Source organism: Thalassotalea euphylliae (assembly GCF_003390335.1).
GTDB classification, from domain to species: Bacteria; Pseudomonadota; Gammaproteobacteria; order Enterobacterales; family Alteromonadaceae; genus Thalassotalea_F; species Thalassotalea_F euphylliae_B.
In genome coordinates this window covers 2,922,794-2,948,567 of sequence record NZ_QUOU01000001.1, presented here as the reverse complement: position 1 = coordinate 2,948,567, position 25,774 = coordinate 2,922,794, and the positions used below count along the sequence as shown (strand labels likewise).

Genomic DNA, 25,774 nt, shown 5'->3' with positions numbered 1-25,774 from the left:
TTGTTGCATAGAAAGTTATCAGGTATGAGTTAGTCGCCATAAAATGCAGCAGAAAACAAAAATAAGGAGTCAAGGAATGGTTAAGTTATTATCCGTACGTTTGGGTCATCTATTGTTGTTATTTAGTGTGTTTGTGACCTCTTCGAGTCAGGCCGCTTTGTTATTCAGTCAAAATCCACTTACGTCACCAGCACCTGTCTTCTCTGGGCCTCCTTCAATTGGCTTGGGTAAAGTGATTGACAATTTTATGCTAACTAGTGGTGCTGAATTGACAGAGATCGAATTTTGGACATTTGAAGGGCAAGGACTTGTGTCAAACGAATTTGATCTGGCGATATACAGTAATTTAGGTGGAACAACAATAGATGCACCAATATGGAGTGCTATGGTCTCTCGAAATCAGCTAGTTGAAACGCTAGTGGCTGATTTTGGCGCTCAGGTAGGACAGTTGTATTCGCATACTTTAACACTCGCCACACCGCAAAACTTGTTGGCTGGTGATTATTTTTTTCAAGTGGCAGCTAGCCCCACAAATGGCTCACCGTCACCAGTTGGTTGGCAACTCTCAGCTATCTCAGGAACACCAGGCGCTCCTCCTGCGGCGATTAGTCCTTTACAAAGTAACCAAATTATATTTGGTGATATAAACACCAATATGGCATTTAGGCTAGCTGGTAATCTTATTCAGACAATACCTACACCGAGTACATTTTGGTTACTCGCATTAATTTTTAGCGGTTACTTATTGCGTAGAAAAAGTTAGTTCAGCTGATTTTACGTGCTAGCGAAGGCGATTAGTGCTGATGGCACCTAATAGCGATGAACTCCCTTTTTATCGGGCGCTTGGACAGATTAAGCGCTCACTTATTCCCGTCATTTTATTTAGCTGTGTAATCAATATACTCATGTTGGTGTCACCGCTGTATATGCTACAGGTTTATGATCGCGTACTGATTTCCGCCAGCCAGCCAACCTTGTTGTTTCTGACCTTATTTGCCATTGGCGCATTGATGGTGTTAATGGCTCTTGATAGTGTTCGCAGCCTTGTACTTTCACGCGTAGGCTGCCGCTTTGAAAATGATGTCGCCAGCTATACCTTCAAAAATATATTAGAGCAAGGTGGCCATAGCCAGCCGCTGCGCGATATTGAAACGGTGCGTTCGTTTATCTCTAGCCCTGCACTTGCGGCGATTATGGATGCGCCTTGGACGCCGCTGTATTTAGGGCTTATTTATGTTTTACATCCATGGCTCGGGCATCTCGCCTTGGCGGGTGCCATTGTTTTATTTTTGCTGGCACTTGTCGGTGAAAGCTTAACCCGTAAAGTGCAATCTGACAGCACGGTCGCGAGCGGTGAGGCTTACCGCTTTACCGATATATGTGCCCGTCAGCAAAGCGCAATTTATGCCATGGGTATGGCCGATAGCTTAAAGGCCAAATGGCGAGAGCCGCGTATGCAAAGCTTAGCGACAAGCGCCGTTGCAACTCAGCGCAGTGGCTATATTTCATCATTGTCAAAAGGTATCCGATTTAGCTTGCAGGTTGGGATTTTAGGCATGGGCGCTTTTTTAGTGATTCATCAAGAGTCTTCACCTGGAGTTATGATTGCGGCATCTATCATTATGGGACGCGGGCTAGCGCCTATTGAAGCGTGCATTAGTGGCTGGCGATTAGTGATTCAAGCGCGAGACGCTAAAGCAAGGTTAATTGGCTTCCAACAACATTTTGCTGAGCCAATAGAGCCACTCCCCTTACCGGAGCCAGTCGGCAATTTAGCGGTTAAAAATATTATTTATCAGTTCGAAGGCAGTGAGTCGCCGTTATTAAAAGATATCAGTTTTCAATTATCAGCGGGTACAGTACTTGGTATTACTGGTCCCAATGCGGCGGGGAAAACAACCTTAGGAAAATTGTTGCTTGGCTTAGCTAAACCACTGCATGGCGAGATCAGGTTAGATAACGCCACTTATGATCAATGGGACAGGGAGCAACTTGGCCCTTATATAGGTTATTTGCCACAAGAAGTTGAATTATTTCCCGGCACTATTGCTGAAAATATCGCGCGATTTAAAGATGCATCACCGGAGCAAATTATGCAGGCTGGCCAGCTTGCGGGTGTGCATGACATGATTTTGCATCTTGAACAAGGGTATAACTGTGCGGCGGGTGATTTTGGCGAAGTGTTGTCAGGCGGCCAGCGTCAGCGTGTAGCCCTCGCTAGGGCAGTATTTGGCCAACCTAAATTGGTACTTTTGGATGAACCCACTTCGTCACTGGATGCAGAAGCCGAACGCAGCGTGATGAAAGCTATTGTGGCACTCAAACAACAAGGGGCAACTGTCATTGTTATTGGTCATCGGCCAGCGCTAATGAATGTTACCGATCAGCTGTTAGTGCTGCGTAATGGTCGAATAGCGGCTTTGGGTGAAACACAGGAAATTATGAGCCAACTGATCAGGCCCGTGGTGGAAACGCAGTCGAGTTAACTGAAATTGAGTTAGCTAAAATTGAGTTAACTAGCACCTAGTAAGCTAGTACTTAGTTAATTAATAATGAGTCAATTAATATCGAGTGAAATATGGCAAACGCTTTTCAAACAACTCAAGTGACCAGCGTAAATACGTCGATCAAGCAGCCTATGCTATTGGGTCTGGTTATCATTGTCGTTTTTGTCGTGGGTAGTGCTTTGTGGGCCATGACAGCGCCGCTCGCCAGTGCCATTATCGCTTCTGGTCAAATTAAAGTAGACACTAATCGCAAGCAGATACAACACTTAGACGGCGGTGTCGTAAGTGAAGTGTTAGTGAAAGATGGTCAGCAAGTCGCTCATGGTGACGTAATGGTATTACTTGACCCAGTGCAAGCAGAGTCTTCATTAGCCGTTGTTCGCAGTGCGTTATTTGCCGCCCGTGTTCAAAGAGCGAGATTACAAGCGGAGCGAGATGGCGCTGATGCGCCAGATTTTTCGTGGTCTAGCACCACACCAACACCTGAGAGCAAAGTCGCTCAAGACAAGCTGGGGTTGATGGCTGCACAAAAGTCGTTGTTCGCTATTCGGCGTGAAGTTCAGACATCTCAGCAACAAATTTTAGCCCAGCAAATCGATAATTTGTTAACGCAAATTGATGGCTATCAAGCGCAAAAGCAAGCCACAGATCGACAAGTGACCATTAGCAGCGACGAGTTGGTTAATCTGCGACAGTTAAGAGAGCAAGGGTTAGTGGATAACGGTCGGCTATTGGAGCTTGAGCGTAATTTGGCACAACTTGAAGGGGAGCGTGGTGAGTTTATCTCTTTAATTGCAGGCGCTCGTTCGAGTATTGATGAGAAAAAACTGGAATTGATCAGGCTCCAGCGAAGCTTTAATGAAGAGGTTTTAGCGGACTTACAAGAAGTTGAACAGCAGATTATTGATTTGCAAGAGCGTGAAATTGCTGCCGCTCACACGCTTCAACAAATGGTGGTCAAAGCACCCGTGACCGGAACGGTTGTCGGGCTTAACGTTCATACCATTGGCGGTGTTGTTGTACCGGGTCAATTATTGCTCGAAATAGTACCCGCAGACGACAAGCTGATTATTGAGGGCCAAGTCACCCCCGCCGATATCGACGATGTTATTGTTGGTCAGCAAGCCAGAGTTAAGCTCTCTGGCTTTCAGCAGCGCACTACGCCTGAATTACAGGGGCGCGTAAAATACGTGTCAGCCGATAGTATGCTAGATGAGCGCACAGGTATAACCTTTTTTTTAGTCAGGGTTAGCGTGACCACTGAGGAGCTGAAAAAGCTTGACGAACAGGAACTCATCCCCGGCATGCCTGCAGAAGTCTTTATTCAAACAGGAGAGCGCACGGCGCTAGAATATTTATTACAACCTTTGGTGGATACTATTGATAGGGCGTGGCGAGAAAGCTAAGTAGCGATAGGGCCTCAACTAATGAGGCTCTATGTATGCAGCGATGTGCGGCGCCGCTATAAACTGACATAGCGGTCATTTGAACATGGCGACTTAATAGCCGCTAACCGAGTAGCTTACCCAAGCTATCTTGAATAATTTGTTTAGCTTGCGCGCCTTCTGGTGTGTCTAAATACTCTTGAATTTTCGCTGAGTACTGGCCAATCATGTCAGGCGATAAGCCAATAACTTCAAATTGCTTTTTCACATCATTGGCCGCTTTGAGTGTTTCACTGTACTCGCTGGCTTTGTCGAGCAACCCAGAAAGCCCAGAGCCAGACTCTAGCTGGCTGATATCTGGTACCGCGTCTAATAGTTCTTTGCTGCCGGGTAAAGCTTCTGCAAGCTGGCCAAATTGTTCACTTGAAATATTATTGGCAACGAAATTCATAATAGCGGCTAAACCACCTTGAATTTGACTTTCCGTAACGCCCAAACTCTTGAGGCTTTCCATTAAACCTTCAATATTCGCTACTGGTGCTTGCTCTTGTTGGCTTTCACTGGTGCCAAAACCGAGCATGTTTTTTAAGCTTTCCAACCAACCTTCGGCGTGAGCAGGGCTAGCACACAACAGGGCAGTGCTGAGCACGAGGGCAATAGACTTGTTATTCATAATTTTCCTTGATTAATTATTGTGCTGTTTATCATATCCCAATTATTATCAAGAGTTGTAAATAATTAATAAAAACTGTTGGGAGAACAACATGGAAGAAGCTGCGGATCAATTACAACAAGTCAAAAAGCTATATGATTTAATTGCTGAGTATATCGTCACTTATAGTTTTCAGATTCTCGGCGCGGTCGTTATTTTGATTATCGGTTGGTGGCTTGCCGCAAAAGTCAGCAAATTGGTGCATAAGTTGTGTGAAAAGCGCAATTTAGATGCGACGTTAAGCGGTTTTTTCAGTAGCTTAGCCAAAACTACCGTTATTTTACTATTTGTTATCGTGGCGGTCAGCCAACTTGGTTTTACCATCGCGCCATTAATTGCTGCTATTGGGGCACTAACCTTTGGTATCAGTCTCGCGATTCAAGGGCCAATTTCTAACTATGGGGCAGGGCTTGCCATTATTCTGACTCGACCTTATAAATTAGGAGACACTATTGTACTTAAACAGCGCTGCGGTATTGTTGATGACATAAAGTTAGCGATGACAGTGCTGCGCAATGAAGACGGAGAGCGCATCTTTATTCCCAACAAAGAAGTGGTGGGGGAGATTTTTCACAACAGCCAAGCAAACAAGCTGATGGAAGCTGAAATTACCATTGGTTATGACGCTGATCCGGAACAGGCCATTGCGCTGATTCAAAGCACACTGCAAAACAAGGTCAGTGAAGAGGTAAAAATTCAGGTGGGCATAGATCGTTTTTCACCGCTGGGTTTTCATTTGGTGTATCGCTGTTGGGTACCAACTGCTGAGTATTTTGCACAGCGATTTCAATTGAATTTATCCGTTTATCAGGCGCTTAAACAAGCGGAATTTACGATGCCGACACCCACACAAAATGTACAGGTTTTAGGGAATGACGCTTTCGCAAGGCCATAACGCGGTTTTCAAAGCAGACAAAAAGCGCGTGTACAGTTTGCTGGACACGCGCTAGTCATTGTTAAGTATTGCTACTTTTTCTTAGCTACTTTGGCTTAGCTATGTTGTCTTAGTGATGTTGTCTTAGCTATTTTGGGCAATGTATTCGTTCACCATATCGGTTAGCACATTCAGTGGCACTGGGCCTTGGCTCAATACGACGTTGTGGAACTGGCGAATATCGAACTTGTCACCCAGTTTTGCTTTAGCCATTTCGCGCAACTCAACAATTTTAAGCATACCAATCTTGTACGCAGTTGCTTGTGACGGCATCACCACATGGCGCTCTACCATTTTCACCGCGTCAGATTTTGCATTTGGCGTATTCGTGACGTAGTACTCAATACCTTGTTCACGTGTCCATTGCTTCGCGTGAATGCCTGTATCCACGACTAAGCGACACGCGCGCCATAGCTCCATTGCCAAACGACCAAAATCTGAGTAAGGGTCTTGGTAGAAACCGATTTCTTTCGGGATCATTTCTGAGTATAACCCCCAGCCTTCGGTGTAAGCTGTGTAGCGGCCAAACTTGCGGAACTTGGGAATACCTTCTAGCTCTTGCTTCATGGCGATTTCCATGTGGTGTCCGGGAATACCTTCGTGGTAAGCCAAGGCTTCCATTTGGTAGGTTGGCATTGCTTCCATGTCGTACAAGTTAGCGTAGTAAATGCCCGGGCGAGAGCCGTCAGGTGTTGGCTGCTGGTAGAAAGCTTTACCCGCAGATTTTTCGCGGAATGGTTCAACCGCTTTAACAATTAACCCTGCTTTGGGCTTAGTTAAAAACAGCTCGTCTAAGCGCTCTTTCATGGTATCAATATACGCTGTTGCTTCTTTCAAGTAGCGCGCACGACCTGCTTCGTCACTGTTGTAATAGAACTGTTTGTCACTGCGCATAAACTCGAAAAATGCGGCTAAGTCACCTTCAAAGTTTACTTTTTTCATGATGGCACGCATTTCATCGTGAATGCGTGCGACTTCGCTTAAACCAATTTCGTGGATTTGCTCAGAGGTTAAATCTGTCGTGGTTGTGCGATTTAAGGCATTGTTGAAAAATGCTTCGCCGTCAGGGAATTTCCAAGCGCCATCACGCGTGTCTGCTTTTTTCTCAAGCTCGGTTAAATAAGCGACTAGGGCTTGATACGCTGGCTCAAGTTGCTCGGTAAGCGCTTTTTCAACCTGACTAATTAATGCCGCTTTCTTGGCGTCATCTAACGTGAGTGCATTCACTTTCTTGCGAAAATCAGCCAAGATGGTACCGTCTTCGCCAGCTTCAAATGGCGCACCTGCCAAGATGTTCTTAGAGTCGCGAATGACGTGTGGGAATACGAATTTAGGCGCGATAATGCCTTTTTGCTCACGAATTTTTAGCTGGTCAATTAATTGGTTGATCAGTTTGTTGGTACCATTAACACGAGCAATGTAGTCGTTTGCTTCTTTTTCATCGGCAATACTTTGCTGGTTGATCAGCATCGCAGGTACTTGTGAGTGTATACCAAACATTTGGTTGACTGGATAACTGTGATGACGCCATTTGAAGTCATCAATTTCTTTTTGTAGCTTTTGCTCAAGCAGGGCGTAGCTCACCGCCGTTTGTGCGTCTAGCTTGCTTACGTCAAGTTGTTGAATGCGCTTTAAATCTTGCTTAGTGATTTCAAGTTCTTTTAACGCGTTTTCTTCTGAAATGTCATTCCACTTGTCGTAATCTTTTTTGATACCTAAGAAGGTTTGCATCATAGGGTTGCGGTCAATACCTTCGTCAAAGATTTGATCGAATAGGGCATTGGCTTTTTCCGACTCAGTTTGCTGCATGGCTGCAACTTGAGCAGTACTTTCTGTCGCCTTTTCTGCCGCTGGTGCAGTCGTTGTTGTTGATTGCTCTGAGCCACAGCCTGCTAGAACGGCAGTACTGAGGGCTAAAGCTAATAGTGACTTGTTAAATTGCATTGTGCTTCCTTCGTTATGTTAACCCACCGAGTTTGCCTTGTTACATTTATTAAAATCAAGAAATGCGCGACAAAAAGCCGAATAGCTAAGACTAACGGTTGAATATTCACGCTAAATTAGCGATATTGGCGCGAAAATCGCTATCTTGTATGATGAAAAAGCACTCGTGACATCTGCACACTCGACAACTAACCAATCCAATACCGTTAAAGCAAAAGGTACCACCGAAAAAATTGCTCAAACTGCGGCTAACGGCAGTCAATCAACGGGCACTATCTCGTTCGTTAAAGCGGCCTACCAAGATGTCGGCTTTCTGACCTATTTGCGTAAGCTAACCATGGAAGAGCATTTGTTGAAAGCGGGGTTAAAACTCAGTGATGAGCAGCATGTCGCACGTGTTCACGAGCACTTTAGTGATTCCTACCTTATCAAGCTTGGGCAAGCTACCGTCGGTCTTATCAAATTAGGTGTGGAAAATGGCAACTTACACATACGCCAATTTCAAATTTTGCCTCAGTATCAAAACAAAGGCATTGGCGATAAAGTGCTGTTAGTGTGTAAGCGCAAAGCGAGCGAGCAGCACCGCACCATCACGTTAAATGTGCTACATGATAATCCAGCCAAGCAGCTCTATTTACGTCATGGTTTCGTTATCGAAAACACAGATAATCTTCAGCATTTTATGCGCTATAGCAAATAGAAAACCAATCAGGGGAAATTAGTCATGAATGAACTGGTATTTACTAATCAAGCCAATAAAAAATCGAGTAAATCAGAAAATGACACCAGTTATGAGTATTTAAATCATTTGTGGCAGAAAATAAAGAAACATGAAAAGCGTAATCAAAACTTAGTGAACAAGCAAGCTAAGCTTTATCTGGAGTTTGTTGAGCGTATTGAACCATATGAGCATGCCTATTGTTTGGCTATAGCCAATAAAGCAAAACGTTTGATCAGCTTTATGCCAAGGAAGTCCTTTTCTCATGCCCAACAGCAAGCATTAATTGAGTGGATTGAGGAGGAAATTTCAGATATTGAATATCACCCATTTATTGGCAATGTTGATATTGGGGAGTTGAGAGTTCTATTTCAAAACGGGCTTAGTCACTCGCTAAAAAGCATTGATGTAGATGAGGATACGATTGCTCATATGCGAACCATGTTTAACGACATGTTTGATGGAAAAATTAATTTTTCTGACGAAGAATTAACAAAAATAGCACGCCAACCTGAGTTGCTTAAAGAGTTGGCGATGCAGAAGTTTAATGAACTTTATAGCCGGCAAGAAACAGAGTTTCAGGACGAAAATAGAAAAGGTGAGTACACTGAGCAAAACAGGGATCAAGATGATTTTGATAACGACGAAGATTTCGAGTCCTTCTTTCACAATAATCACCAGCAAGACATGGAAGAAGAAAGACAAAAAGAGCTTGACCAACTGTTTAAATCCAGCCAACTCAATAAAATGTATAAGCGATTGGCATCTGTCCTTCACCCCGATAAAGCTCAGGACAAAGCGCAAAAAGCAGCACGAAAAGAATTAATGCAGTGTTTGTCAGATGCGCGACAAAACAAAGATGCATTCACACTACTAAAACTTTATCAAGAATATATACCTGATGCCGAGTTTAGCTTTGATGACAAGACGCTGGCTGCAATTAAGGACCTGCTAGTAGACAAAGCTGCTATACTGAACGGGCAGTATCATGATTTAAAATCAAATAATACACCGCAGGCTATAGTTTGGAGAAAATTTTCTGCGCGTTCAAAAAAAGCAATAGACCTTAATTTTACGGAACATTTAGAGCTACTACTAAACGAAACGGCTGCTGCCGAAGCTTTCCTCGATAAGGGAAAAACGGTCAAAATAGTCGGCAAAATGCTTTCTGAAAGGCTCAATCAACAACAGCAGTGGTTTTTTTCAAAAGTGGATGGCGATTTTGAGAGTAGTACATCGGATCAATATTTTGATCTATAAGCTGAATTAGTTCAGACCTGAACAAACTGCCTTATGGCAGTGCCAAAGCTCGTTTATTTGTAACGTTGGAATACGGCACTAGTGAGAGTTATATTGAGGCTATTGTTCACCTCATTGAGCGTTCAAATATGTCGTTAGTTTCAACACCTGTGGTGATCAAAGAACGCAGTGTTGGCTAGTCTCGGAAGCCATCACCTTATTGTATTACCCAATGCTAACAATGCAGGCACCTTACTTTTAACAAAACATTAAATCTGTTTACGCATATTATTGATTATCGGTTGTTGGAAAATAGGTTAGCCTCTGCTGCCTTATTCATCTGTCGTACCTAGGTTATTTCCATGCCCAATCACACGTTAGCAATTGCCAGCGCAGTGCTTTATTCACTGTTTAGCTACACAACATTTGCAACCCCGATGGTGGCGAATCAGGCTCCAAGTGACGCTAAAATTGTGTCAGCTGAAAATGTTGATTGGGGTTACCTAAACCCGCTGCGCGGTGACAAAAGCCCCGGTGCCGCAAATTTGTGGGGGGATCGTACAAAAGATACAGCAACAGGTATGTTAGTTAGGTTTAAGAAAGGGTTTTTTTCACCACCACATATTCACAATATTACCTATCGCGGTATTGTTATTAACGGCTTATTGCATAATGACGACCCTACAGCAGCAAGAATGTGGATGCCAACAGGATCTTACTGGACGCAACCTGCGGGCGAAGACCACATTACTGCAGCCGACGGCGAGAGCAATTTAATTTATCTAGAAATTGATCGCGGCCCCTATTTAGTTAAGCCGTCAAACCAAGCGTTTAACAATGGTGAAGCGCCGATTAACCTTCATGCAAATAACTTGGTATGGCAGCCATATGGTGCGGGCAAGCGCGCTTTCTTGTGGGGAAATACCAGCAAAGGTGAAATTAATGGCTCGCTGATTAAACTCCCCGCAGGCTTTGCCGGACAATTAATTAGTAGCGCTCAAGAATTTAGAGCGGTTGTCATTACAGGGCAGCTAGGTTTAGTTGATAGCCATTTGGTTGATGGTAATAATGCCAAGGTAAGTCATGCCAACAAAGTGAAAAGTTTAGCGCCAGGTAGCTATTTTGGTGCTGAACAGTCCAATAACTACCAGCTTCATAGTGCGCACGAAACCATTCTTTATATTCGCACCGATGGCCATCTGATGCTAAATACCAGCAATTAGCTTGTTCGTTTATTTAATACCACAAAAACAAAGGAAGCGCATGGTGTGCTTCCTTTTTGAGCTCAGCGTCACTTGATACCTAGTCAGTGAGCGTTAATAAATTTTACCTTCACCGGCAACTTTAGCGGAATCAACTCGGCTCGGGGTTGCGACGCCTGAAACAACTGGCGTGATACCTTTGGCAATTGTGGTTAACACTTGCTCAAGTGAGGCTAGGTTTAATGTCGCGACTTCGTCGCTAACTGCATGATAGTGTTTGTCTTGGTCGAGCTGAACCGTACTAAAACTGTGTGCTGGCACGCCCAGCCTTGCAAACGTGGCATTATCCGAGCGATAAAATAGTTGCTGCTCAGGGTAAGGGTCTGCTTGAATGTAGTGAGCTTGATGCGCGATTGCTTGATTCATAATTGCCGCTAGATTAGAGCGTTCAAAGCCTGTCATCCATAATTTTCCTGCGCCAAACTTAGACGTTTTACCAATCATCTCCATGTTCACCATAGCCACGACATTATCTGCTGGTAAATGTTTAGCAAAGTGCTTGGAGCCGTACCCGCCAATTTCTTCCGCGGTGAAGGCGACGAATATTAGTGTCCGATCATTATTATTCGCTGCGGCAAAATATCTAGCGAGATTAAGCACACCCGCTACACCTGAGGCATTATCGTCAGCACCATTATAAATAAGGTCTTGTTGAACCTTGGTATTGCTGTGCTCATCACTACTTTTGTGGGCACTGAGCTGAGTACCAATATGATCATAATGAGCAGTAAACAACACAACCTCCTCAGGTTTGGTTTTGCCCGGCAACACACCAATAACATTGGTTAGTGCCTTTGTGGTTATTGCATTGCTGCCCGATGCGCTGTATTCATCAATCTGTTGGCTATCGTCAAGCACCATCAAAATAGTGCCTGTTGGGGTATTGTTTAGCTTGGTTAACCCTTTTGCAAAATAGGCTTGATAACGTTGAAATAAGTCTTGGTGGCTAGGGTGAATAACAAGGAAATGGTCGTCCCCTTGCTGGTTAATCTTACTCAGTGTTTGGCGCAGGTCTTGTTCTTTGCCAACAACATGCGTCACGATTTTACTATTCGCAGTCCAATTCAAGCTTTTCGCGGTACTTGCCAATGCGAGCTTTTCTGCGGGCACTTTTTTCCCATTAAGCGTCACCGCTAAAGCAGCTGGTTTGATATTGTAAATATCGAACTGCTGGCGGTAACTTGCTTTAAAAGGCTCAAGTTGGGCTTGTTTAAAGCGGGCGGCGATGTAATTTGCCGCTCGGTCTAGTTCCGGCGTAAATACTTTGCGACCTTTCAGTGCATCACTTGCTAAAAACTCAATATCTTTTTTAATGTTGGCGAGTGAAATGATGTGGTCTTGAGGTGCAGATATTTCGGCATTATGTGACGTTTCTGCATGTGTTGGCTGGCTAATAAAAGCTAATGTGGCTGTCAACACACAGCAATAACTGGCTAAATGTTTGAATTTCATCATGGTTATTATTGTTTACTTTAGGCTGATCTAATCTTACTATTTTTCAAACTGTCGACAAGCGCGATAAACGCTTAGTTTGCAATAGATAAAATAAAATTTGTGAATACGTTACATAGTTTGGATTAATTTAATTGATGGCGTATTCACATGTTACATTGCCCAAAAGACAATATCGGATATTATTGCTATGAATTATTCTTCGTTTATTCCACCGCAACGTACCTTGATGGGCCCTGGCCCTTCGGATGTAAGTGCCCGTGTATTATCTGCTTTAGCGAGACCAACTATTGGTCACCTCGATCCTAAATTTGTCACTATGATGGACGAGGTTAAAGCGCTTTTACAATATGCTTTCCAAACTAAAAACCCATACACAATTGCACTTTCTGCTCCAGGCTCTGCGGGTATGGAAGCCTGTTTTGTCAACTTAGTTACACCTCAAGATACGGTTGTTGTTTGTCGCAACGGTGTATTTGGTGCTCGTATGATTGAAAATGTTGAGCGTATCGGTGCTAAGTTAGTTGTTGTTGATTCACCATGGGGTCGAGCAGTTGACCCACAACAATTAGAAGATGCCTTAAAAGCGAATCCAGACGCCAGTGTTGTGGCATTTGTGCACGCTGAAACTTCTACGGGTGCGCGCTCTGATGCGAAAACACTTTGTGAAATTGCGGCTAAACACGACTGTTTAACGATTGTTGACGCGGTAACATCATTAGGCGGCAGCGAGTTAAAAGTCGATGAGTGGGGAATTGATGCCATCTATTCAGGTAGCCAAAAATGTTTATCTTGCGTACCGGGTATTTCGCCCATTAGCTTTAGTGAAAAAGCGGTCGAAAAATTAAAAGGCCGTACGGATAAAATCCAAAGTTGGTTCTTAGATCAATCACTGGTGATGGGTTACTGGTCTGGCGATGGTAAGCGCGCATACCACCATACCGCGCCTGTTAATTCGCTTTATGCCTTGCATGAATCCTTGGTGATGCTGCACGAAGAAGGTATTGAAAACAGCTGGCAACGTCATCAAAACATGCATAACAAACTGGCTGAAGGTCTAGCGGCGTTAGACATTGAATTTATCGTACCGGAAAATGAGCGCTTAGCTCAGTTAAACACCATTAAAATTCCAACTGGCCTTGATGATGCACAAGTGCGCTCGTACTTATTAAACGAATTTAATCTTGAAATTGGTGCTGGCCTTGGGCAATTTGCTGGCGAAGCGTGGCGCATTGGCTTGATGGGCTTTGCTGCTCGCCAAGAAAACGTCACCTTGTGCTTAGCGGCATTAGAGCAGGCGATCAATAAGTTTAAGTAAAGTTTATACTACCTTTAAATCGCTTAAAAACCATCCAGCGCGGTAAAAACCCAAAGTGCTTTTTACCGCATGGGTGGTTTTTTTATTTCATGTAGTCAAGCGCTTGAGTTTCCCGATGAAGCAACATCACCACTTCACCACGCGTGGCTTCTTTAGCAACTTTTTTCGCTTTACTGGCTTGTAATGAGACGTCGTGAACTGAGTTAATTGAGTCAATATTGGGGCTGATAATGCCGCAGGAAAGCGACAACAAAGGAATGAGGCTATAGTTGCCGGCGCGGTCAACGGCAAAGTAACCTGATTGCTTGACATGCTCCAATGCAAAGTACTGAATGATACGCTTTTCAAAAACTAACAGAATTTCCTGACAGCAGGCAAAGGCGTCACCAGATTGAAAAACAGCGACAAAGTCATCGCCGCCAACATGGCCGATAAAACTGTCTTGATGGTATTTCTTACTGTGCTTATTACTGTATTCAACAATGACATCGGCGACTAATTTAATGACCTGATCGCCTGCCGCATAACCATAAACATCGTTAAACGGTTTAAAGTTATCAAGGTCGAAGTAGGCCAGCTGAAAGTTCTGTTTATGGCTAATTAGTTGATTAACTTTGCGCTCAATCACGATATTACCCGGCAGCATAGTTAAAGGGTTAGCCTGTTGAGCGTGCATAATTTTTTCTTCGGTCATCATCTTGAGTATTGAGCGCACGCTTGCCAAGCCGGAGTATTTTCCGTGAGCGGTGACGATAAACTCTGGATGTAAATCAAATTCACTGTGATCGGTAATAAACTTACTGACGTTATCTAGATCTGAGTTTTCATCAACCATCAAGCTCACTTGACGCATTACTTTGCTGATTGGCTGCTTATCGTAAAGTGCGTGGCCATAATCCGACGACAGTAAGTCGGTCAGCTCATCGCGATAGACCATACCAATAGGTACTTGTGCATTATCGACAACGGCAATACTTTTTAGAGTAGTGTCGCTTTTAAACTGGATATAGACGGCCTTGCACGATACTTGAGCACTAATAGGCTCAATGCGCTGAACAAGCGTACTTAGCTCAAACTGCGTGCTTGACTGTGTCCCCGTGGCTTGTGATGGCTTGTCGATAAATATGTTTGGCAGCTCAGTTATGGGTTCATGTTGCGGCCTACCTAGCAAATACCCTTGCGCATACTTCATGCCCAGTTTGCGCAAAAATAGGTATTCATCTTCATTTTCAATACCTTCGGCGATCACGCTGACGCCAGTGGTTTTACCTAATTCGAAAATAGTTCTGATCAGCTCGCGCTTAACAATGTTGTGTTGGCAGCCACTGATAAAATAACGATCGATTTTGACAATATCGGGCCTCACTTCTGACCATTGTTTTAACCCAGAGTGGCCAGTGCCCAAATCGTCAATTGCGATTTTAAAACCGAGATCTCGATATCGCTGTAACCCCGTTTGTAACAGGTTCTCATTGGTTGCTTCATAACGTTCGGTAATTTCAATCACAATGCGCTGTGGATCTAAACCATAGTCCAGCAAAATAGCAGGCATGGTGCTGGCTTTGTGCTTGGTTTGCTCAATGGCGAGCGGACTGGCGTTGAGAAAGAGCAGGCCAGTTAAGTCTAGCTCAACAAATCGTTTGATGGCGATGCGGCGGCAGCACTGCTCTAACTCTGCCAATAAGTCGTATTCAAAAGCTTTATCAAACAGCTCTGCAGGATTAAACGTCGGGGCAGGGTAAGGGCTGCGAATCAGAGCTTCATAGCCGATAGCCGTGGTTTGGTGAACGTCGAAAATAGGTTGGAAAAAGCAAAGAAAGTTATGCGATTGAATTAATAATTCTAGCTGCGAACGGGTTATCTCTGAACACTTCATAAAGGCCTACGGGTACAACATGGTGGCGCAAAAGCAATAGTGCTGCTGCTAATTTAGCCTTGATGATATGAAAGTTATATGACTAAAAAATGACAAAGAACCTAACTTGGTACTCGTAAATTGCTAATTTAACTCACAAAAAAAGTCAGTGAGTAACTGACTTTAAAAAAGTTGTCGTGCTGGCGATAAACATTCGTTAGCCAATACTTAGGTTAGCTGCTACCAAGTACCAGTGTTTTCCATACTTGCCCATGGCTCTTGTGGCGGTAGGTTACCTTCTTGCAATAGCTCAATAGAAATACCGTCTGGTGAGCGCACAAACGCCATATGACCGTCGCGTGGCGGACGATTAATGGTGACACCTGCATCCATCAATCGCTGACAAGTGTCGTAGATATTTTCAACGCGCAGGGCTAGGTGGCCAAAGTTTCGGCCATCACTGTAAGGCTCTGTTTCACCCCAGTTATAAGTCAATTCAATTTCATGGCCGCCTTCCTCAGCCGCCAAAAAAACGAGCGTAAATTGACCTTGCGGCACTTCGTGGCGACGCAATTCTTTTAAGCCCAGTAAATCGCAGTAAAAATGCAGAGATGCGTCGATATCTAGCACGCGCACCATGGTATGTAATAGTTTCATAGCGGTCTCTTTTGTTCCAAGCAAACGGCTGAAATTCAGCCATCAAAACATCGCAATTATAGCGCTAAGTGGCAGGAAACCAAGGAGAAAGGCGATATGAAAGGTTTACATTGCCAGTTCAGCGTTGTGAAAAATGTATGTTTTGTACCTGTCGGTAGGGTGTTTGTTGCAATAATCTGGTAATCAATTCATGATTGGTTTAATCGTTTGACTTATAAGGTTGCTTTATCTGATGTCCTCATTAGCTTTTGCCGTGGTCGGCTTGGCCGTTTTGTTAGTCGCAATGGTGCAGTACTTTGTTAAAGTAAAGCAGAGTAAAACACCGCGACAGCCGTTATTTTTGCTTGGGGGATTACTACTGAGCTCGGTGTTTTCAGTGATCGCCTTGGCTGCTCACCCATTCGCTCTAAATCTTAATACCATTGTTGTTATTGCGCTGACGTTCAACAATTTATCAACTGCTGGTATGTTTGCGTATTTTCTCGCAACACGAAAGACGCCGCTCGGTGATATTAACGTTAGCCTAGGTGAGCCACTGTTGCCCTTTGCCAGCGGTGAGTTTGATTCAAAAACGCTGGCGGGTCAGCGCAGTTTGATAAAATTTTACCGTGGCTCGTGGTGCCCATACTGCTCTGCCGAGCTTAAAATGCTTGACGATATGCAACCCAAGCTTACGCAATACGGCATCAAACTCATCGCCATTGCCAATGACACAAGTGAACAGCAAGCGCAGCATAAAGTGCGCGATGAATTGACTTGTACGCTGGTATCAGATCAAGATCTCAGGGTTATTCGTCAATACGGCGTAGAGCATCACAAAGGCCTTGGGGCATCGGCTCAAGATACCTTATCTGTGTTTGGTATTGCGATGCCTTTGCCGTGGAAAATGCGCTTCAAAGCTATGGCGATCCCAACGAGTCTGCTGGTTGATGAAAGTGGCAAAATCGTTTGGATAGATCAATCGGATGACTATCGTATTCGTGCGAGTGAAGAGCGCATTTTAGCCGCCGTTTCCAACAGTTTTAGTTAGGCTGTGCACTTACTTAAAGCGAACGAGCGACAATCAGGCATGAGCGCTTATCGCTATCATTTATTGTGTTTTAGCCGATGCGATTAATTTCAGTTTAAGCTGCTTGAATTCTCTGTGCTTTAGAGCAGGTTAGGCCGCGCAGACATAATAAAATAGTATTTACTTGGCTGCTTTGGCTGCTTTGGCTGTTTTACGATCAATACAGCCAAGGTCTCGCGCTGGCGCAACAACATCGCGAACGGCTTGCTTTAACTCTGTTATTTCGGGAAAGCGCCCCATGGTTTTACGTGACCAAATGAGTTGGCCGTTGGCCACAATTTCGTAAATACCACCAGTGCTGGGTTTTAAGCTCACCTCGTCAACTTCTTCTTCAAAGGTAGTGAGAATTTCTTGTGCCATCCAGCTGGCGCGAAGTAACCAGCGACATTTAGCGCAGTAGGTAATTTCAATTTTGTTCATCTTGGGGCAATTAAAAAAGTTATAAATGAAAGTGGCTAGTATACAAGTACAAAGCCTCTATCGCGCAATACTGTTTTGGTAAACCGCCTTATTTAACTCCATTAGATAGAAGAGGGTTGGCTCACCATTAATCTCCATTGCAACCGTTTTTTGGTTTTCAAATCCAAGCTTTTGGTAGAGTGCGATACCGACTTGGTGATTTAGCCGAACTTTGAGGAAGAGCTTCTCAAAGCCAAGTTCGAAGCTTTTGTTAATGGTCGCTATCATGAATTGTTTGCCGTAACCCTTGTTCAAACAACTTGGTTTAATCGCGATATAGAATTCTGCTTGTCCACCTTCAAAAACATCCAGCAAGCTCAGCCCGACCAGATCTGGCGTGTAATAACCAAATGCATGGCAAGTGGCTTTGTTGGCTATGGTGTCTAGCCAACCGCCCGGTTGAATGGCGTAGTCTAAGTCACGAAAAATTTCTGGGTAATGGCCCCATGTGTGAATTTCATCGCGCGCTTGAATGGGTAATGGTTTAAGCATATTCATGGCGTTTAGATTGGTGTTGCTTGGCTGAACATATGATTGTAAAAGGCTTTGTACCTGACTAATTCTTCTGATTTTAGCTTAATTTCGCCACCAACAAACGAGCGCTCCTTGAGTTTCCAAATAAACACTGAGCTATCGTCAAAAATACCAAAATCAATGGATTCGATTTCATTTGATTCTGCTTTTAAGGTGATCGAATTTTCAATATCGTTTTTAAGAATATAACGAGTGTTAATACCCGCGTCTTTTTGGGCTTCAATTGTTGGCATTAGCCGCGCTAATTCGTCTTCTGAGTCAACTATAAAGACCTTTTTAATATCGACGTTTTCACCAAAGGTTTTGGCTTTTTGAATGGCTAATGCAGCATCCGCCCAAGGATTGTTGTAAATATCATCGCTTCGAATATAGTTAGTCGCGTAGTAACAACTTTTGACGTTCCAGAGTAGCTCTCGCCAAACACTTGGCATGTCTCTATCTTCAAAGGAGACGATGCCGTATTTTAGAATGTACGACATTTTTTGTTCGACTTGGTGCTTGGATTCACTAATAATTTTGATCAGTTGCTCGTAGGTGGATTTTACATCTTTAATATCCGCATGCTGGCGATAGGTTTCTACAAAAAGTACCATGATTAAGGTACTGAGTAGGCCGACAACTACGCTAAGCAAGGCGGATAAAGAAGAGCCGTCGTCGGCTAATTTATAAGTTAAATAGCCCGATGCTAAACCAACAAGGATCTCTATTCCCTTGATAATGTATTCGCTCTCTAAACGCATTATTATTTTTCCATACAAACAAAACTCGTGAAATGGAAAGCTATCAAATCTTTAGTGTGATAGAAACAACTTATATCACTGAATTTTATAAATATTTGTGAGTTGCTAAAAGTTAGTCCGAGTCCCTGTTTATTTCTAGTGAGTGAAAACGCAATTGACTGGCGGTATTCGTTTAATCGAGCGCCAGTTTGCATGAATTTTATTGCCTTCGACAAAGCTCATTGAATAACCTTGATTTTATCGTCGTCACTGATGCAATGAATAGCTGTCCTTTGGTTTTGCCGTAATACTCAGGTGTTTAACCTAGGTACTTTACTTTAATGCTTTACTTTTATTTCGATGATAACAAAAAGTAAACTCAAGAGTGTAGTTAGGTTATTCTGAGTTGAATCATAGAATAAGCTAAATTACACTGTGAGGTGTAAAATAATATGAGGTCGAGAAGTTGTCTGCAATTAAACGCCGCGATACCAGTAAAAAAAGAAATACGATCCTAGATGCCGCTATTGAGTGCTTTATTGAGCTTGGCTATGAGCGCACCAGCATGGACTATATCGCAGAGCGCGCGTGTGCGTCTAAACGCACCGTATACAATCACTTCGCTAGCAAAGAATTGTTGTTTAATGCGGTTATCGCTCGGTTTATTGTTGCCAATGAAGAGCAAAAGCAAATTGATTATCAGCCAGCGACTTCTTTAGCAGTGCAACTGCGCCAGTTTGCCCAATTGAAAATTGCGGTCTCGCAAGATGCTAAGCAATTAAGCTTTATGCGTATGGCATTCGGGGTTTTGCTAACGCACCCAGAAATTGCAGAGCGCGTGATGCAAAATACCGATAAAAGTGAAGATGGTTTACATCATTGGCTGCAAGCGGCGGTTGATGATGGCAAATTAGCGATCCGAGATATCACACTTGCTGCTGAAGTGTTCTGGTCAATGTTTTCATCATCATTTTTTTGGATGGCATTATTGCAGGGGCCTCAAGAAAAAGAGCGTACCGAGCAGTTAACGCAAGAATTCCTCGAAACATTTTTAGCTAAGTATCAAGTTGTATAAGCTGCTCTATCGCATAATTGCTGCCGTTTGGGCTGTAGCGGTTTGTGATTTACATTGGGTTTGGAAAGACCAACAAAAATGCCGCGTTAAAGCGGCATTTTTGTTTTAATGTTAGGTTTTATTGCTAGGTTTTAGTGTTAACTTAACGAGCTAAGCGCGATTGACCTAGGTATGTTTTATCAACATTTGTCTTTTAGTAAGCGAACTAGCGGCGGTGTGCCAGCGGTTGGGCCAATGTAGTTCACAGAGCACTCGGTTTCACCAGCATTTATCCCTTGTGGAATAATTCTGACAATGTCGACTAAACCGCCATCACTCACTGCACACCAATCATCAGGGCAGGCCTCGTTTGCACTAAGTGGCTGAGTGTCCAAGTTTCTAATATTGTTAGTGTTAACAAAATGCCTAAGCGATTCGTTCCAACGGCCAAGTGGGAAACCATTTAATAACGGTACGTTGACAGTTTGTGAACTGCCCGGAGTAGTAGGTAGGGCGATAGTATCTGAGCCAGAAGTGGCATTTTCGATAGTCGCTTTTGCATTGGCGAGCTCTATTGTGCCTCTAAGTGCACCTTCCATTCCTTCTAATGCGGAAATGCGGGCATCTCTACTAAGATTAATAAATCTAGGAACAGCAACCGCTGCTAGAATACCGAGAATCACGATAACAACCACTAACTCGATAAGGGTAAAACCTTTTTGCGACTGAACTTTTGGGGAACTGCTATTAACCAACAAAATAATACCTTTAGTTTTGTTTGTTTATTTATGACTAATCAATTCGATTGTGGACATGCATCTTACTCAAAGCCACAAATAAAGATATTGATCACTATCAACACTTTGACAACTGCCCGAAAAACTTAAAGAATTTGTGGTTAACTTTGTCTTTTCAGTCAATCGTCGGCGGTGGATTTTAGACAATCATGAAGCAAAATAATATTGCTATTTTGCACGATTCAAACAGGTCGGATGAGTGGTTAGTGACCTCACTTGCTCAATTGGGTATATAAGCCTGCTCTTCGCGTTACATCATACGGGCTAACACATTGTGTGTTAGCCGATTTTTTGCCAATAGCGGCTAGTCTATTATTTCGAGGTTTCGTTAATCAGTTTTATCTTTATATTCACAAAGATCTTCAATAATACACGAACCGCATTTGGGTTTAAGAGCGGTGCACATATAACGAACGTGTAAAAATTAGCCAGTGATGAACATCAACGTTAAATTCTTTTGGCACGACTTTTAAAAGCTTTTGCTCTACTTCTACTGCGTTTTTACCCATGGCAAATTTTTTGCGATTTGAGACGCGGTCAATATGAGTATCAACGGCAATTGTTGGTTAGCCAAACGATAGTGAAAGTAGATGTAAATAAACATTTACTAAGACCTAAAATCACGCTATATCAGCATTTTACTTAGATTGTGATGATTAACGTAAAATGTTGGTTAACACCTCAATCAGCTCTTGATCTTGCCAATCATCTAACGCATCTCCTACTTGAATTTCAAAGCGGCAGCTCTTACCTCCTGTGCTTACAATTCTGTCGAATAACCAAATCTTGTCAGTTTTAGCGAGCGCAAGTGCTTTGCGTTCTAATTCATCCGCTTCAATAGGTAGCTCAACTAAAAATCCATTGCACTGTACAGGATAAGGAATCGCTTGGGAGCCAAACACTTGTTGAATTGAGTTGCTCAATTTGAGCGCTCGTTCATGAAATTCTGGAATTCTCGGCAAATAGTTTTCTATCCCCCATAAAGCGGTCAATACATAAGGAAATGCCGTAAAAAAATCCCCGCCTAACCGACTTCTCCAAGGCTTTATTTGCTCTATGAAATCTGCATTTCCAGCAATAATTCCGCCAGCCGCTGCACCGAGTGTTTTATACAAAGAGATGTATACGGAATCTCCAAGTGCGGCAACTTCTTCATATGGTTTTTTATAGTGACATGCGGCCTCCAAAAGCCTAGCTCCATCGATATGCAATGGAATGCTATTCTCTATTGAGAATTGCTTTAAATCTATGAGCGATTGCCATGTAGGTAATTTAAACCCGGCTCTTCTAGTAGGTAATTCTACACATATAGCAGAAAGGTCTTTAGGGAGTTTTTTGATATCTGTGTCGTCAATTGCTTTATCAGGTTTGCCGAACATAACGGCTTCTAACCCTAGCAGCTCTTTGTAAGCAAGCTCTTCGTCAACTTCCATATGTGATTGAGGGTGTATCGCAATTGTTTTGAAATTAGAAAGTGATGACCAGTGCAGCAATGCACTATGCTGACCAACCATACCTTTATGAACAAAAAGCGCGCGCTCTTTTCCTAAAATATTTGCTACTTTTTGCTCAAGTAACTCAACTGTCGGCCCTGTACCAAAGAAGTCAATCTGTTGGTCTAATTCTGGACTTTGCGCCAATCTTTCAAGCCACTGCCTATGACTGAGTGGCTTGTGGCGAGTTAAGAACTTATTACATTCCGACATTAATGGGTGACCGAGTAAAATTCCTTTGTACATCTAGTATCCTTTTCTTCAGTGTTGAAAACTAACAGTCTACATATAGAGAAAACTGCTGATTATTCCGTTTTTTCCTTAAACTCACATAGATCTTCAATAATACACGAACCACATTTTGGCTTGCGGGCAGTGCAGACATAACGGCCGTGTAGAATCAGCCAGTGATGAACATCGACTTTAAATTCTTTTGGTACGACTTTTAAAAGCTTTTGCTCTACTTCTACTACGTTTTTACCCATAGCAAATTTACTGCGATTTGAGACGCGATCGATATGGGTATCAACGGCAATTGTCGGCCAGCCAAATGCGGTGTTAAGCACAACGTTAGCAGTTTTACGGCCAACGCCAGGTAGTGCCTCTAGTGCTTCGCGGTTTTCTGGTACTTCGCCGCCATGTAAGTCCACCAACATTTGGCAGGTTTTGATGGTGTTTTCGGCTTTAGTATTAAACAGGCCAATGGTTTTTATGTAATCTTTAAGCTTGTCTAAGCCTAAATCCAATATGGCCTGTGGTGTATTTGCCGCGGCATAAAGCTTTTCAGTGGCCTTATTAACACCCACATCGGTGGCCTGTGCTGATAGTAATACCGCGATTAGCAGTTCAAAAGGCGTTGAGAAGTTAAGTTCGGTAGTAGGGTGCGGGTTGTCATCCCTTAACCGAGTGAGAATTTCCAAGCGTTTTTCTTTATTCATTTTTCTTATCTGTGATTGGTTTTCTTATTCTGCGATGGTATTAATGAGTAAGGTGACTAGTGTGCCTTGCTAGTCTATGTTTACTCGGACATCGAATGGTAACATTTTAATAGGTAAATCTGCTGTCCAGTAGCTAAATATCGCCTTAGGTAGCTATTGCCCTTTATCGCGATAGTAGCTTGGCGTTACCCCAGTATTTTCTCTAAACATATAGGTAAATGCAGACGGGGATTCGTAGCCAAGGTCACTCGCTATGTTTGAGATTGCGTCACCATGACTTAGCTTGCTAATGGCAATTTGCACATTCAGCCTTTGTCGCCAAGCGTTGTAGGTAAGCCCTGTTTCTGCCTTAAATAGTCGAGATAGTGTTCTGCTTGAAGCGCCAACAACCTTTCCCCATTGCGTTAGATTATTCTTGTTTGCCGGGTTGTTTTGGATAATTGAGAGCATAGTAAGTAGTCGTTTGTCTTGCGGGTAAGGGAGTTGCAGCTTAACTTTTGGCGCGATGGCTAGTTTTAATCGAATGAGTGACAGCAATAAATCGTCTGCATCATCGCTTTGATAGTCATTGCGACAGCTTTTTGCTTCCAGAATGAGTGTTTTAAGAAAATGATTAATTTCAAATACGCAACACTCGTTAGGGAGTTTATTGTTTGCATCATTACCAATATAAAAACTTGTGAGTTCGACTTCTGTGAGCGCTGTGACTTCATGGCTAATGTTAGGGAGCACCCACACACCTTGCTCGGGCGGTACTATATATCGGTCAGTGTCTGTTACCACAGACAAAACCCCTTTGTTAGCGTAGATAAATTGCCCCCAGTCATGGCTGTGCCGTTTGACGACTGTGTTACTGGCAATAGATCGGTTAACGACTTTGACTGGCCTGTCTAAGCGTTGTTCACTTTCGATAGACGGAGGAATGGTTGGCATAAATTCGACATATGTTTACTCGGTGTCGATACCTTACCATTTGATTTACTGATTAGCATGAACAACTTCATTTGATAGACGAGGTTAACATGTTAGAAGTAAGTGCTATTTTAGTGTTTTTAGCGCTGGGAAGCGTGGTTGGTTTTTTGGCTGGCTTACTTGGCGTGGGTGGTGGCGGCATATTAGTACCAGCGCTATCTTATTTTTTTATATGGACAGGCGCAGGGGGCGATAACCTGATGCATATTGCACTGGGTACCTCAATGGCTTGTATTATCGTTACGTCATTCTCTAGCTTGCGTGCTCATCAGCAAAAAGGAGCGGTTGTCTGGGATATTGTCAAGGTTATGTCGCTTGGCATTGTACTCGGTACTTTCGCCGCAACTTATATCGCCTCGTATATAAATTCACTTTATCTGGCGATATTATTCTCATGCTTTATGTTTTGGACTGCGATGCGCATGATAAAAGGTCAGGCTCACGTAGAAACACAACCGACTTTAGACAAGGCTAATATGTTTTATACCGCAAACGGCATTGGGGCAATGTCTGCGTTGGTATCAATTGGGGGAGGGTCGTTAACTGTCCCTTATTTGGTAAAGCACAGTGTTGATGTAAAAAAAGCTATTGGCACATCAGCTGCGATAGGTTTACCTATTTCAGTGACTGCAACTTTGGGGTATTTACTTAACGGTTGGAGTGCCGAATTAGCAATGGTTCACACGATAGGGTTTGTGTATTGGCCTGCGGTTATTTTTATATCAATCACCAGCTTTTTCTTCGCTCCGCTGGGCGCAAAAGCCGCACACTATTTACCTGTTGACGTATTAAAGAAAATATTCGCCGCTTTACTGATATTACTGAGCGTTAAGATGACGTTGCTTTTACTTTAGAGGGGGCCTAAAAAGTGAGTAAGCTATTATTTTTATAGGTGAACCTGCCGATTACTGCTAGATGCTGAATGGGCCAGCTTACTCTGTTTATCCTTAAACTCTCGCCAGTATTCTTTAAAAAGTGCGCTGCAACTGATGCGATTCACCTGTTTTTGCTGTCTGCATAAGTGTGCGAGAGTGTTTAGGTAGCGCTGACTTTACTTCTGCTTTTTGGCTTGCTCTTTTAGCACTTCGTTAATAAAGCTTTTGCGGCCATATTGGCGAGTGATAATACACTTGTCTAAGTTAAAGCCTCTCGCTGGGCAATATTCTCGGCCGTAGTAGATAATTTGTAGGTGCAAGTCGTTCCATCTTTCTTTGGGGAATAAGCGTCTACCATCGCGCTCTGTTTGCTCTACGCTTTTGCCATTTGATAGGCCCCAGCGATACATCAAGCGATGAATGTGGGTATCAACGGGAAATGCTGGTACATTGAAGGCCTGCGCCATTACCACCGACGCGGTTTTATGACCAACACCTGGCATGGCTTCAAGCGCTTTGAGGTCTTGCGGCACTTCGCCGTTGTGTTGCTCGATAATCATTTGTGACAGGTGCCAAATGCCTTTTGACTTCATTGGTGATAAGCCACACGGTTTGATGATAGCTTTAATTTCATCAATGGTCATTTTCACCATGTCGTAGGGATTATTGGCTTTAGCAAAGAGCTTGGGGGTGATTTGATTAACGCGCTCATCGGTGCATTGGGCGGATAAGAGTACAGCAACTAAGAGCGTGTAGGGATCTGTGTGATCTAACGGGATGGGGACTTCTGGATAAAGTTCGTCAAGAATCTCAATGATTGCCTGTACTTTTTCCTTTTTTGAAACGGGTTTAAGCGTGTTCGTCATACAATAAATTCTCTA

24 protein-coding genes and 1 pseudogene are annotated in these 25,774 nt (G+C 43.3%); 11 read left to right on the top strand and 14 right to left on the bottom strand.

Annotated features, from left to right (window positions below):
* Window positions 1-76 precede the first annotated feature (76 nt).
* From DXX93_RS13055 to DXX93_RS13045, 3 genes are all read left to right on the top strand, one after another.
* On the top strand, window positions 77-763 hold the full coding sequence (locus DXX93_RS13055) for a hypothetical protein (protein ID WP_116008483.1): 687 nt from the start codon (window positions 77-79) through the stop codon (window positions 761-763).
* A gap of 40 nt (window positions 764-803) precedes the next feature.
* Window positions 804-2,486 carry a type I secretion system permease/ATPase gene (locus DXX93_RS13050; RefSeq protein WP_116008482.1) on the top strand — a complete coding sequence of 561 codons (1,683 nt, stop codon included), beginning with the start codon at window positions 804-806 and terminating at the stop codon, window positions 2,484-2,486.
* A gap of 92 nt (window positions 2,487-2,578) precedes the next feature.
* Window positions 2,579-3,913, top strand: a complete 1,335-nt coding sequence (locus DXX93_RS13045) for an HlyD family type I secretion periplasmic adaptor subunit (protein WP_116008481.1) — start codon at window positions 2,579-2,581, stop codon at window positions 3,911-3,913.
* A 103-nt stretch (window positions 3,914-4,016) separates the two neighbouring features.
* Here DXX93_RS13045 and DXX93_RS13040 read toward each other — a convergent pair whose 3' ends face one another.
* Window positions 4,017-4,565: a DUF2780 domain-containing protein gene (locus tag DXX93_RS13040; RefSeq protein ID WP_116008480.1), complete on the bottom strand. Its 549-nt coding sequence runs from the start codon at window positions 4,563-4,565 to the stop codon at window positions 4,017-4,019.
* Between the two features lie 91 nt (window positions 4,566-4,656).
* Here DXX93_RS13040 and DXX93_RS13035 point away from each other — a divergent pair, with 91 nt between their 5' ends.
* Window positions 4,657-5,499: a mechanosensitive ion channel family protein gene (locus DXX93_RS13035; protein WP_116008479.1), complete on the top strand. Its 843-nt coding sequence runs from the start codon at window positions 4,657-4,659 to the stop codon at window positions 5,497-5,499.
* Window positions 5,500-5,622: 123 nt separating this feature from the next.
* Here DXX93_RS13035 and DXX93_RS13030 read toward each other — a convergent pair whose 3' ends face one another.
* Window positions 5,623-7,482 (bottom strand): DUF885 domain-containing protein, encoded by a 1,860-nt coding sequence (locus tag DXX93_RS13030; protein WP_116008478.1) that lies wholly within the window; start codon window positions 7,480-7,482, stop codon window positions 5,623-5,625.
* Window positions 7,483-7,648: 166 nt separating this feature from the next.
* Between DXX93_RS13030 and DXX93_RS13025 the strand changes: the two genes are divergently transcribed.
* The 3 genes from DXX93_RS13025 to DXX93_RS13015 all read left to right on the top strand — a co-directional run bounded on the left by DXX93_RS13025 (window position 7,649) and on the right by DXX93_RS13015 (window position 10,662).
* Entirely contained in the window at window positions 7,649-8,182 is a 534-nt protein-coding gene (locus DXX93_RS13025; protein ID WP_258872665.1) for a GNAT family N-acetyltransferase, read from the top strand.
* Between the two features lie 24 nt (window positions 8,183-8,206).
* Window positions 8,207-9,460 carry a hypothetical protein gene (locus DXX93_RS13020; RefSeq protein WP_116008477.1) on the top strand — a complete coding sequence of 418 codons (1,254 nt, stop codon included), beginning with the start codon at window positions 8,207-8,209 and terminating at the stop codon, window positions 9,458-9,460.
* Between the two features lie 341 nt (window positions 9,461-9,801).
* Window positions 9,802-10,662 (top strand): DUF4437 domain-containing protein, encoded by an 861-nt coding sequence (locus tag DXX93_RS13015; protein WP_116008476.1) that lies wholly within the window; start codon window positions 9,802-9,804, stop codon window positions 10,660-10,662.
* 93 nt (window positions 10,663-10,755) lie between these two features.
* Here the strand turns inward: DXX93_RS13015 and DXX93_RS13010 are convergent, their stop codons facing one another.
* Window positions 10,756-12,156 (bottom strand): M28 family metallopeptidase, encoded by a 1,401-nt coding sequence (locus tag DXX93_RS13010; protein ID WP_116008475.1) that lies wholly within the window; start codon window positions 12,154-12,156, stop codon window positions 10,756-10,758.
* A 187-nt stretch (window positions 12,157-12,343) separates the two neighbouring features.
* Between DXX93_RS13010 and DXX93_RS13005 the strand changes: the two genes are divergently transcribed.
* A complete protein-coding gene (locus tag DXX93_RS13005) occupies window positions 12,344-13,471 on the top strand; it encodes a pyridoxal-phosphate-dependent aminotransferase family protein (RefSeq protein WP_116008474.1) in 1,128 nt (375 codons plus the stop codon).
* Window positions 13,472-13,553: 82 nt separating this feature from the next.
* Here DXX93_RS13005 and DXX93_RS13000 read toward each other — a convergent pair whose 3' ends face one another.
* Complete coding sequence (locus DXX93_RS13000; protein ID WP_116008473.1) at window positions 13,554-15,347, bottom strand: bifunctional diguanylate cyclase/phosphodiesterase; 1,794 nt, start codon at window positions 15,345-15,347, stop codon at window positions 13,554-13,556.
* Window positions 15,348-15,566: 219 nt separating this feature from the next.
* Window positions 15,567-15,983, bottom strand: a complete 417-nt coding sequence (locus DXX93_RS12995; RefSeq protein ID WP_116008472.1) for a VOC family protein — start codon at window positions 15,981-15,983, stop codon at window positions 15,567-15,569.
* A gap of 232 nt (window positions 15,984-16,215) precedes the next feature.
* On the opposite strand from DXX93_RS12995, the gene DXX93_RS12990 reads away from it, so the two are divergent.
* Window positions 16,216-17,013, top strand: coding sequence for a redoxin domain-containing protein (locus DXX93_RS12990; protein WP_116008471.1), 798 nt, complete (start codon window positions 16,216-16,218; stop codon window positions 17,011-17,013).
* 159 nt (window positions 17,014-17,172) lie between these two features.
* Here the strand turns inward: DXX93_RS12990 and DXX93_RS12985 are convergent, their stop codons facing one another.
* From DXX93_RS12985 to DXX93_RS12975, 3 genes are read right to left on the bottom strand one after another with little or no spacing between them, the layout of a single operon-like run.
* A complete protein-coding gene (locus DXX93_RS12985) occupies window positions 17,173-17,472 on the bottom strand; it encodes a SelT/SelW/SelH family protein (RefSeq protein ID WP_116008470.1) in 300 nt (99 codons plus the stop codon).
* A gap of 57 nt (window positions 17,473-17,529) precedes the next feature.
* Window positions 17,530-18,003 (bottom strand): GNAT family N-acetyltransferase, encoded by a 474-nt coding sequence (locus DXX93_RS12980; protein ID WP_181902221.1) that lies wholly within the window; start codon window positions 18,001-18,003, stop codon window positions 17,530-17,532.
* Window positions 18,004-18,014: 11 nt separating this feature from the next.
* Window positions 18,015-18,785, bottom strand: coding sequence for a hypothetical protein (locus DXX93_RS12975; RefSeq protein WP_116008468.1), 771 nt, complete (start codon window positions 18,783-18,785; stop codon window positions 18,015-18,017).
* Between the two features lie 445 nt (window positions 18,786-19,230).
* Here DXX93_RS12975 and DXX93_RS12970 point away from each other — a divergent pair, with 445 nt between their 5' ends.
* Window positions 19,231-19,839 carry a TetR/AcrR family transcriptional regulator gene (locus tag DXX93_RS12970; protein ID WP_116008467.1) on the top strand — a complete coding sequence of 203 codons (609 nt, stop codon included), beginning with the start codon at window positions 19,231-19,233 and terminating at the stop codon, window positions 19,837-19,839.
* Between the two features lie 179 nt (window positions 19,840-20,018).
* On the opposite strand, the gene DXX93_RS21125 is transcribed toward DXX93_RS12970, so the two are convergent.
* From DXX93_RS21125 to DXX93_RS12945, 5 genes and pseudogenes are all read right to left on the bottom strand, one after another.
* Window positions 20,019-20,573, bottom strand: a complete 555-nt coding sequence (locus DXX93_RS21125) for a type II secretion system protein (RefSeq protein WP_116009949.1) — start codon at window positions 20,571-20,573, stop codon at window positions 20,019-20,021.
* A 370-nt stretch (window positions 20,574-20,943) separates the two neighbouring features.
* Window positions 20,944-21,181, bottom strand: a pseudogene (locus tag DXX93_RS12960) (endonuclease III); the annotation flags it as partial.
* Window positions 21,182-21,271: 90 nt separating this feature from the next.
* Window positions 21,272-22,354 carry a threonine aldolase family protein gene (locus DXX93_RS12955; RefSeq protein WP_116008466.1) on the bottom strand — a complete coding sequence of 361 codons (1,083 nt, stop codon included), beginning with the start codon at window positions 22,352-22,354 and terminating at the stop codon, window positions 21,272-21,274.
* Window positions 22,355-22,413: 59 nt separating this feature from the next.
* A complete protein-coding gene (gene nth, locus DXX93_RS12950; RefSeq protein ID WP_116008465.1) occupies window positions 22,414-23,046 on the bottom strand; it encodes an endonuclease III in 633 nt (210 codons plus the stop codon).
* Between the two features lie 153 nt (window positions 23,047-23,199).
* Entirely contained in the window at window positions 23,200-23,979 is a 780-nt protein-coding gene (locus DXX93_RS12945) for an AraC family transcriptional regulator (RefSeq protein ID WP_116008464.1), read from the bottom strand.
* An 89-nt stretch (window positions 23,980-24,068) separates the two neighbouring features.
* On the opposite strand from DXX93_RS12945, the gene DXX93_RS12940 reads away from it, so the two are divergent.
* On the top strand, window positions 24,069-24,872 hold the full coding sequence (locus tag DXX93_RS12940) for a sulfite exporter TauE/SafE family protein (protein WP_116008463.1): 804 nt from the start codon (window positions 24,069-24,071) through the stop codon (window positions 24,870-24,872).
* 197 nt (window positions 24,873-25,069) lie between these two features.
* Here DXX93_RS12940 and nth (DXX93_RS12935) read toward each other — a convergent pair whose 3' ends face one another.
* Window positions 25,070-25,759: an endonuclease III gene (nth, locus tag DXX93_RS12935; protein ID WP_116008462.1), complete on the bottom strand. Its 690-nt coding sequence runs from the start codon at window positions 25,757-25,759 to the stop codon at window positions 25,070-25,072.
* Window positions 25,760-25,774 lie beyond the last annotated feature (15 nt).

Coding starts and splice junctions, on each gene's coding strand:
- DXX93_RS12945 (WP_116008464.1), bottom strand. CDS start 23,979: ATGCCAACCATTCCTCCGTCTATCGAAAGTGAACAACGCTTAGACAGG.
- DXX93_RS12975 (WP_116008468.1), bottom strand. CDS start 18,785: ATGCGTTTAGAGAGCGAATACATTATCAAGGGAATAGAGATCCTTGTT.
- DXX93_RS12940 (WP_116008463.1), top strand. CDS start 24,069: ATGTTAGAAGTAAGTGCTATTTTAGTGTTTTTAGCGCTGGGAAGCGTG.
- DXX93_RS13010 (WP_116008475.1), bottom strand. CDS start 12,156: ATGATGAAATTCAAACATTTAGCCAGTTATTGCTGTGTGTTGACAGCC.
- nth (WP_116008462.1), bottom strand. CDS start 25,759: ATGACGAACACGCTTAAACCCGTTTCAAAAAAGGAAAAAGTACAGGCA.
- DXX93_RS13040 (WP_116008480.1), bottom strand. CDS start 4,565: ATGAATAACAAGTCTATTGCCCTCGTGCTCAGCACTGCCCTGTTGTGT.
- DXX93_RS12980 (WP_181902221.1), bottom strand. CDS start 18,003: ATGCTTAAACCATTACCCATTCAAGCGCGCGATGAAATTCACACATGG.
- DXX93_RS12955 (WP_116008466.1), bottom strand. CDS start 22,354: ATGTACAAAGGAATTTTACTCGGTCACCCATTAATGTCGGAATGTAAT.
- DXX93_RS13035 (WP_116008479.1), top strand. CDS start 4,657: ATGGAAGAAGCTGCGGATCAATTACAACAAGTCAAAAAGCTATATGAT.
- DXX93_RS12985 (WP_116008470.1), bottom strand. CDS start 17,472: ATGAACAAAATTGAAATTACCTACTGCGCTAAATGTCGCTGGTTACTT.
- DXX93_RS13050 (WP_116008482.1), top strand. CDS start 804: ATGGCACCTAATAGCGATGAACTCCCTTTTTATCGGGCGCTTGGACAG.
- DXX93_RS13045 (WP_116008481.1), top strand. CDS start 2,579: ATGGCAAACGCTTTTCAAACAACTCAAGTGACCAGCGTAAATACGTCG.
- DXX93_RS12990 (WP_116008471.1), top strand. CDS start 16,216: ATGTCCTCATTAGCTTTTGCCGTGGTCGGCTTGGCCGTTTTGTTAGTC.
- nth (WP_116008465.1), bottom strand. CDS start 23,046: ATGAATAAAGAAAAACGCTTGGAAATTCTCACTCGGTTAAGGGATGAC.
- DXX93_RS12995 (WP_116008472.1), bottom strand. CDS start 15,983: ATGAAACTATTACATACCATGGTGCGCGTGCTAGATATCGACGCATCT.
- DXX93_RS13030 (WP_116008478.1), bottom strand. CDS start 7,482: ATGCAATTTAACAAGTCACTATTAGCTTTAGCCCTCAGTACTGCCGTT.
- DXX93_RS13020 (WP_116008477.1), top strand. CDS start 8,207: ATGAATGAACTGGTATTTACTAATCAAGCCAATAAAAAATCGAGTAAA.
- DXX93_RS13015 (WP_116008476.1), top strand. CDS start 9,802: ATGCCCAATCACACGTTAGCAATTGCCAGCGCAGTGCTTTATTCACTG.
- DXX93_RS13055 (WP_116008483.1), top strand. CDS start 77: ATGGTTAAGTTATTATCCGTACGTTTGGGTCATCTATTGTTGTTATTT.
- DXX93_RS13005 (WP_116008474.1), top strand. CDS start 12,344: ATGAATTATTCTTCGTTTATTCCACCGCAACGTACCTTGATGGGCCCT.
- DXX93_RS13000 (WP_116008473.1), bottom strand. CDS start 15,347: ATGAAGTGTTCAGAGATAACCCGTTCGCAGCTAGAATTATTAATTCAA.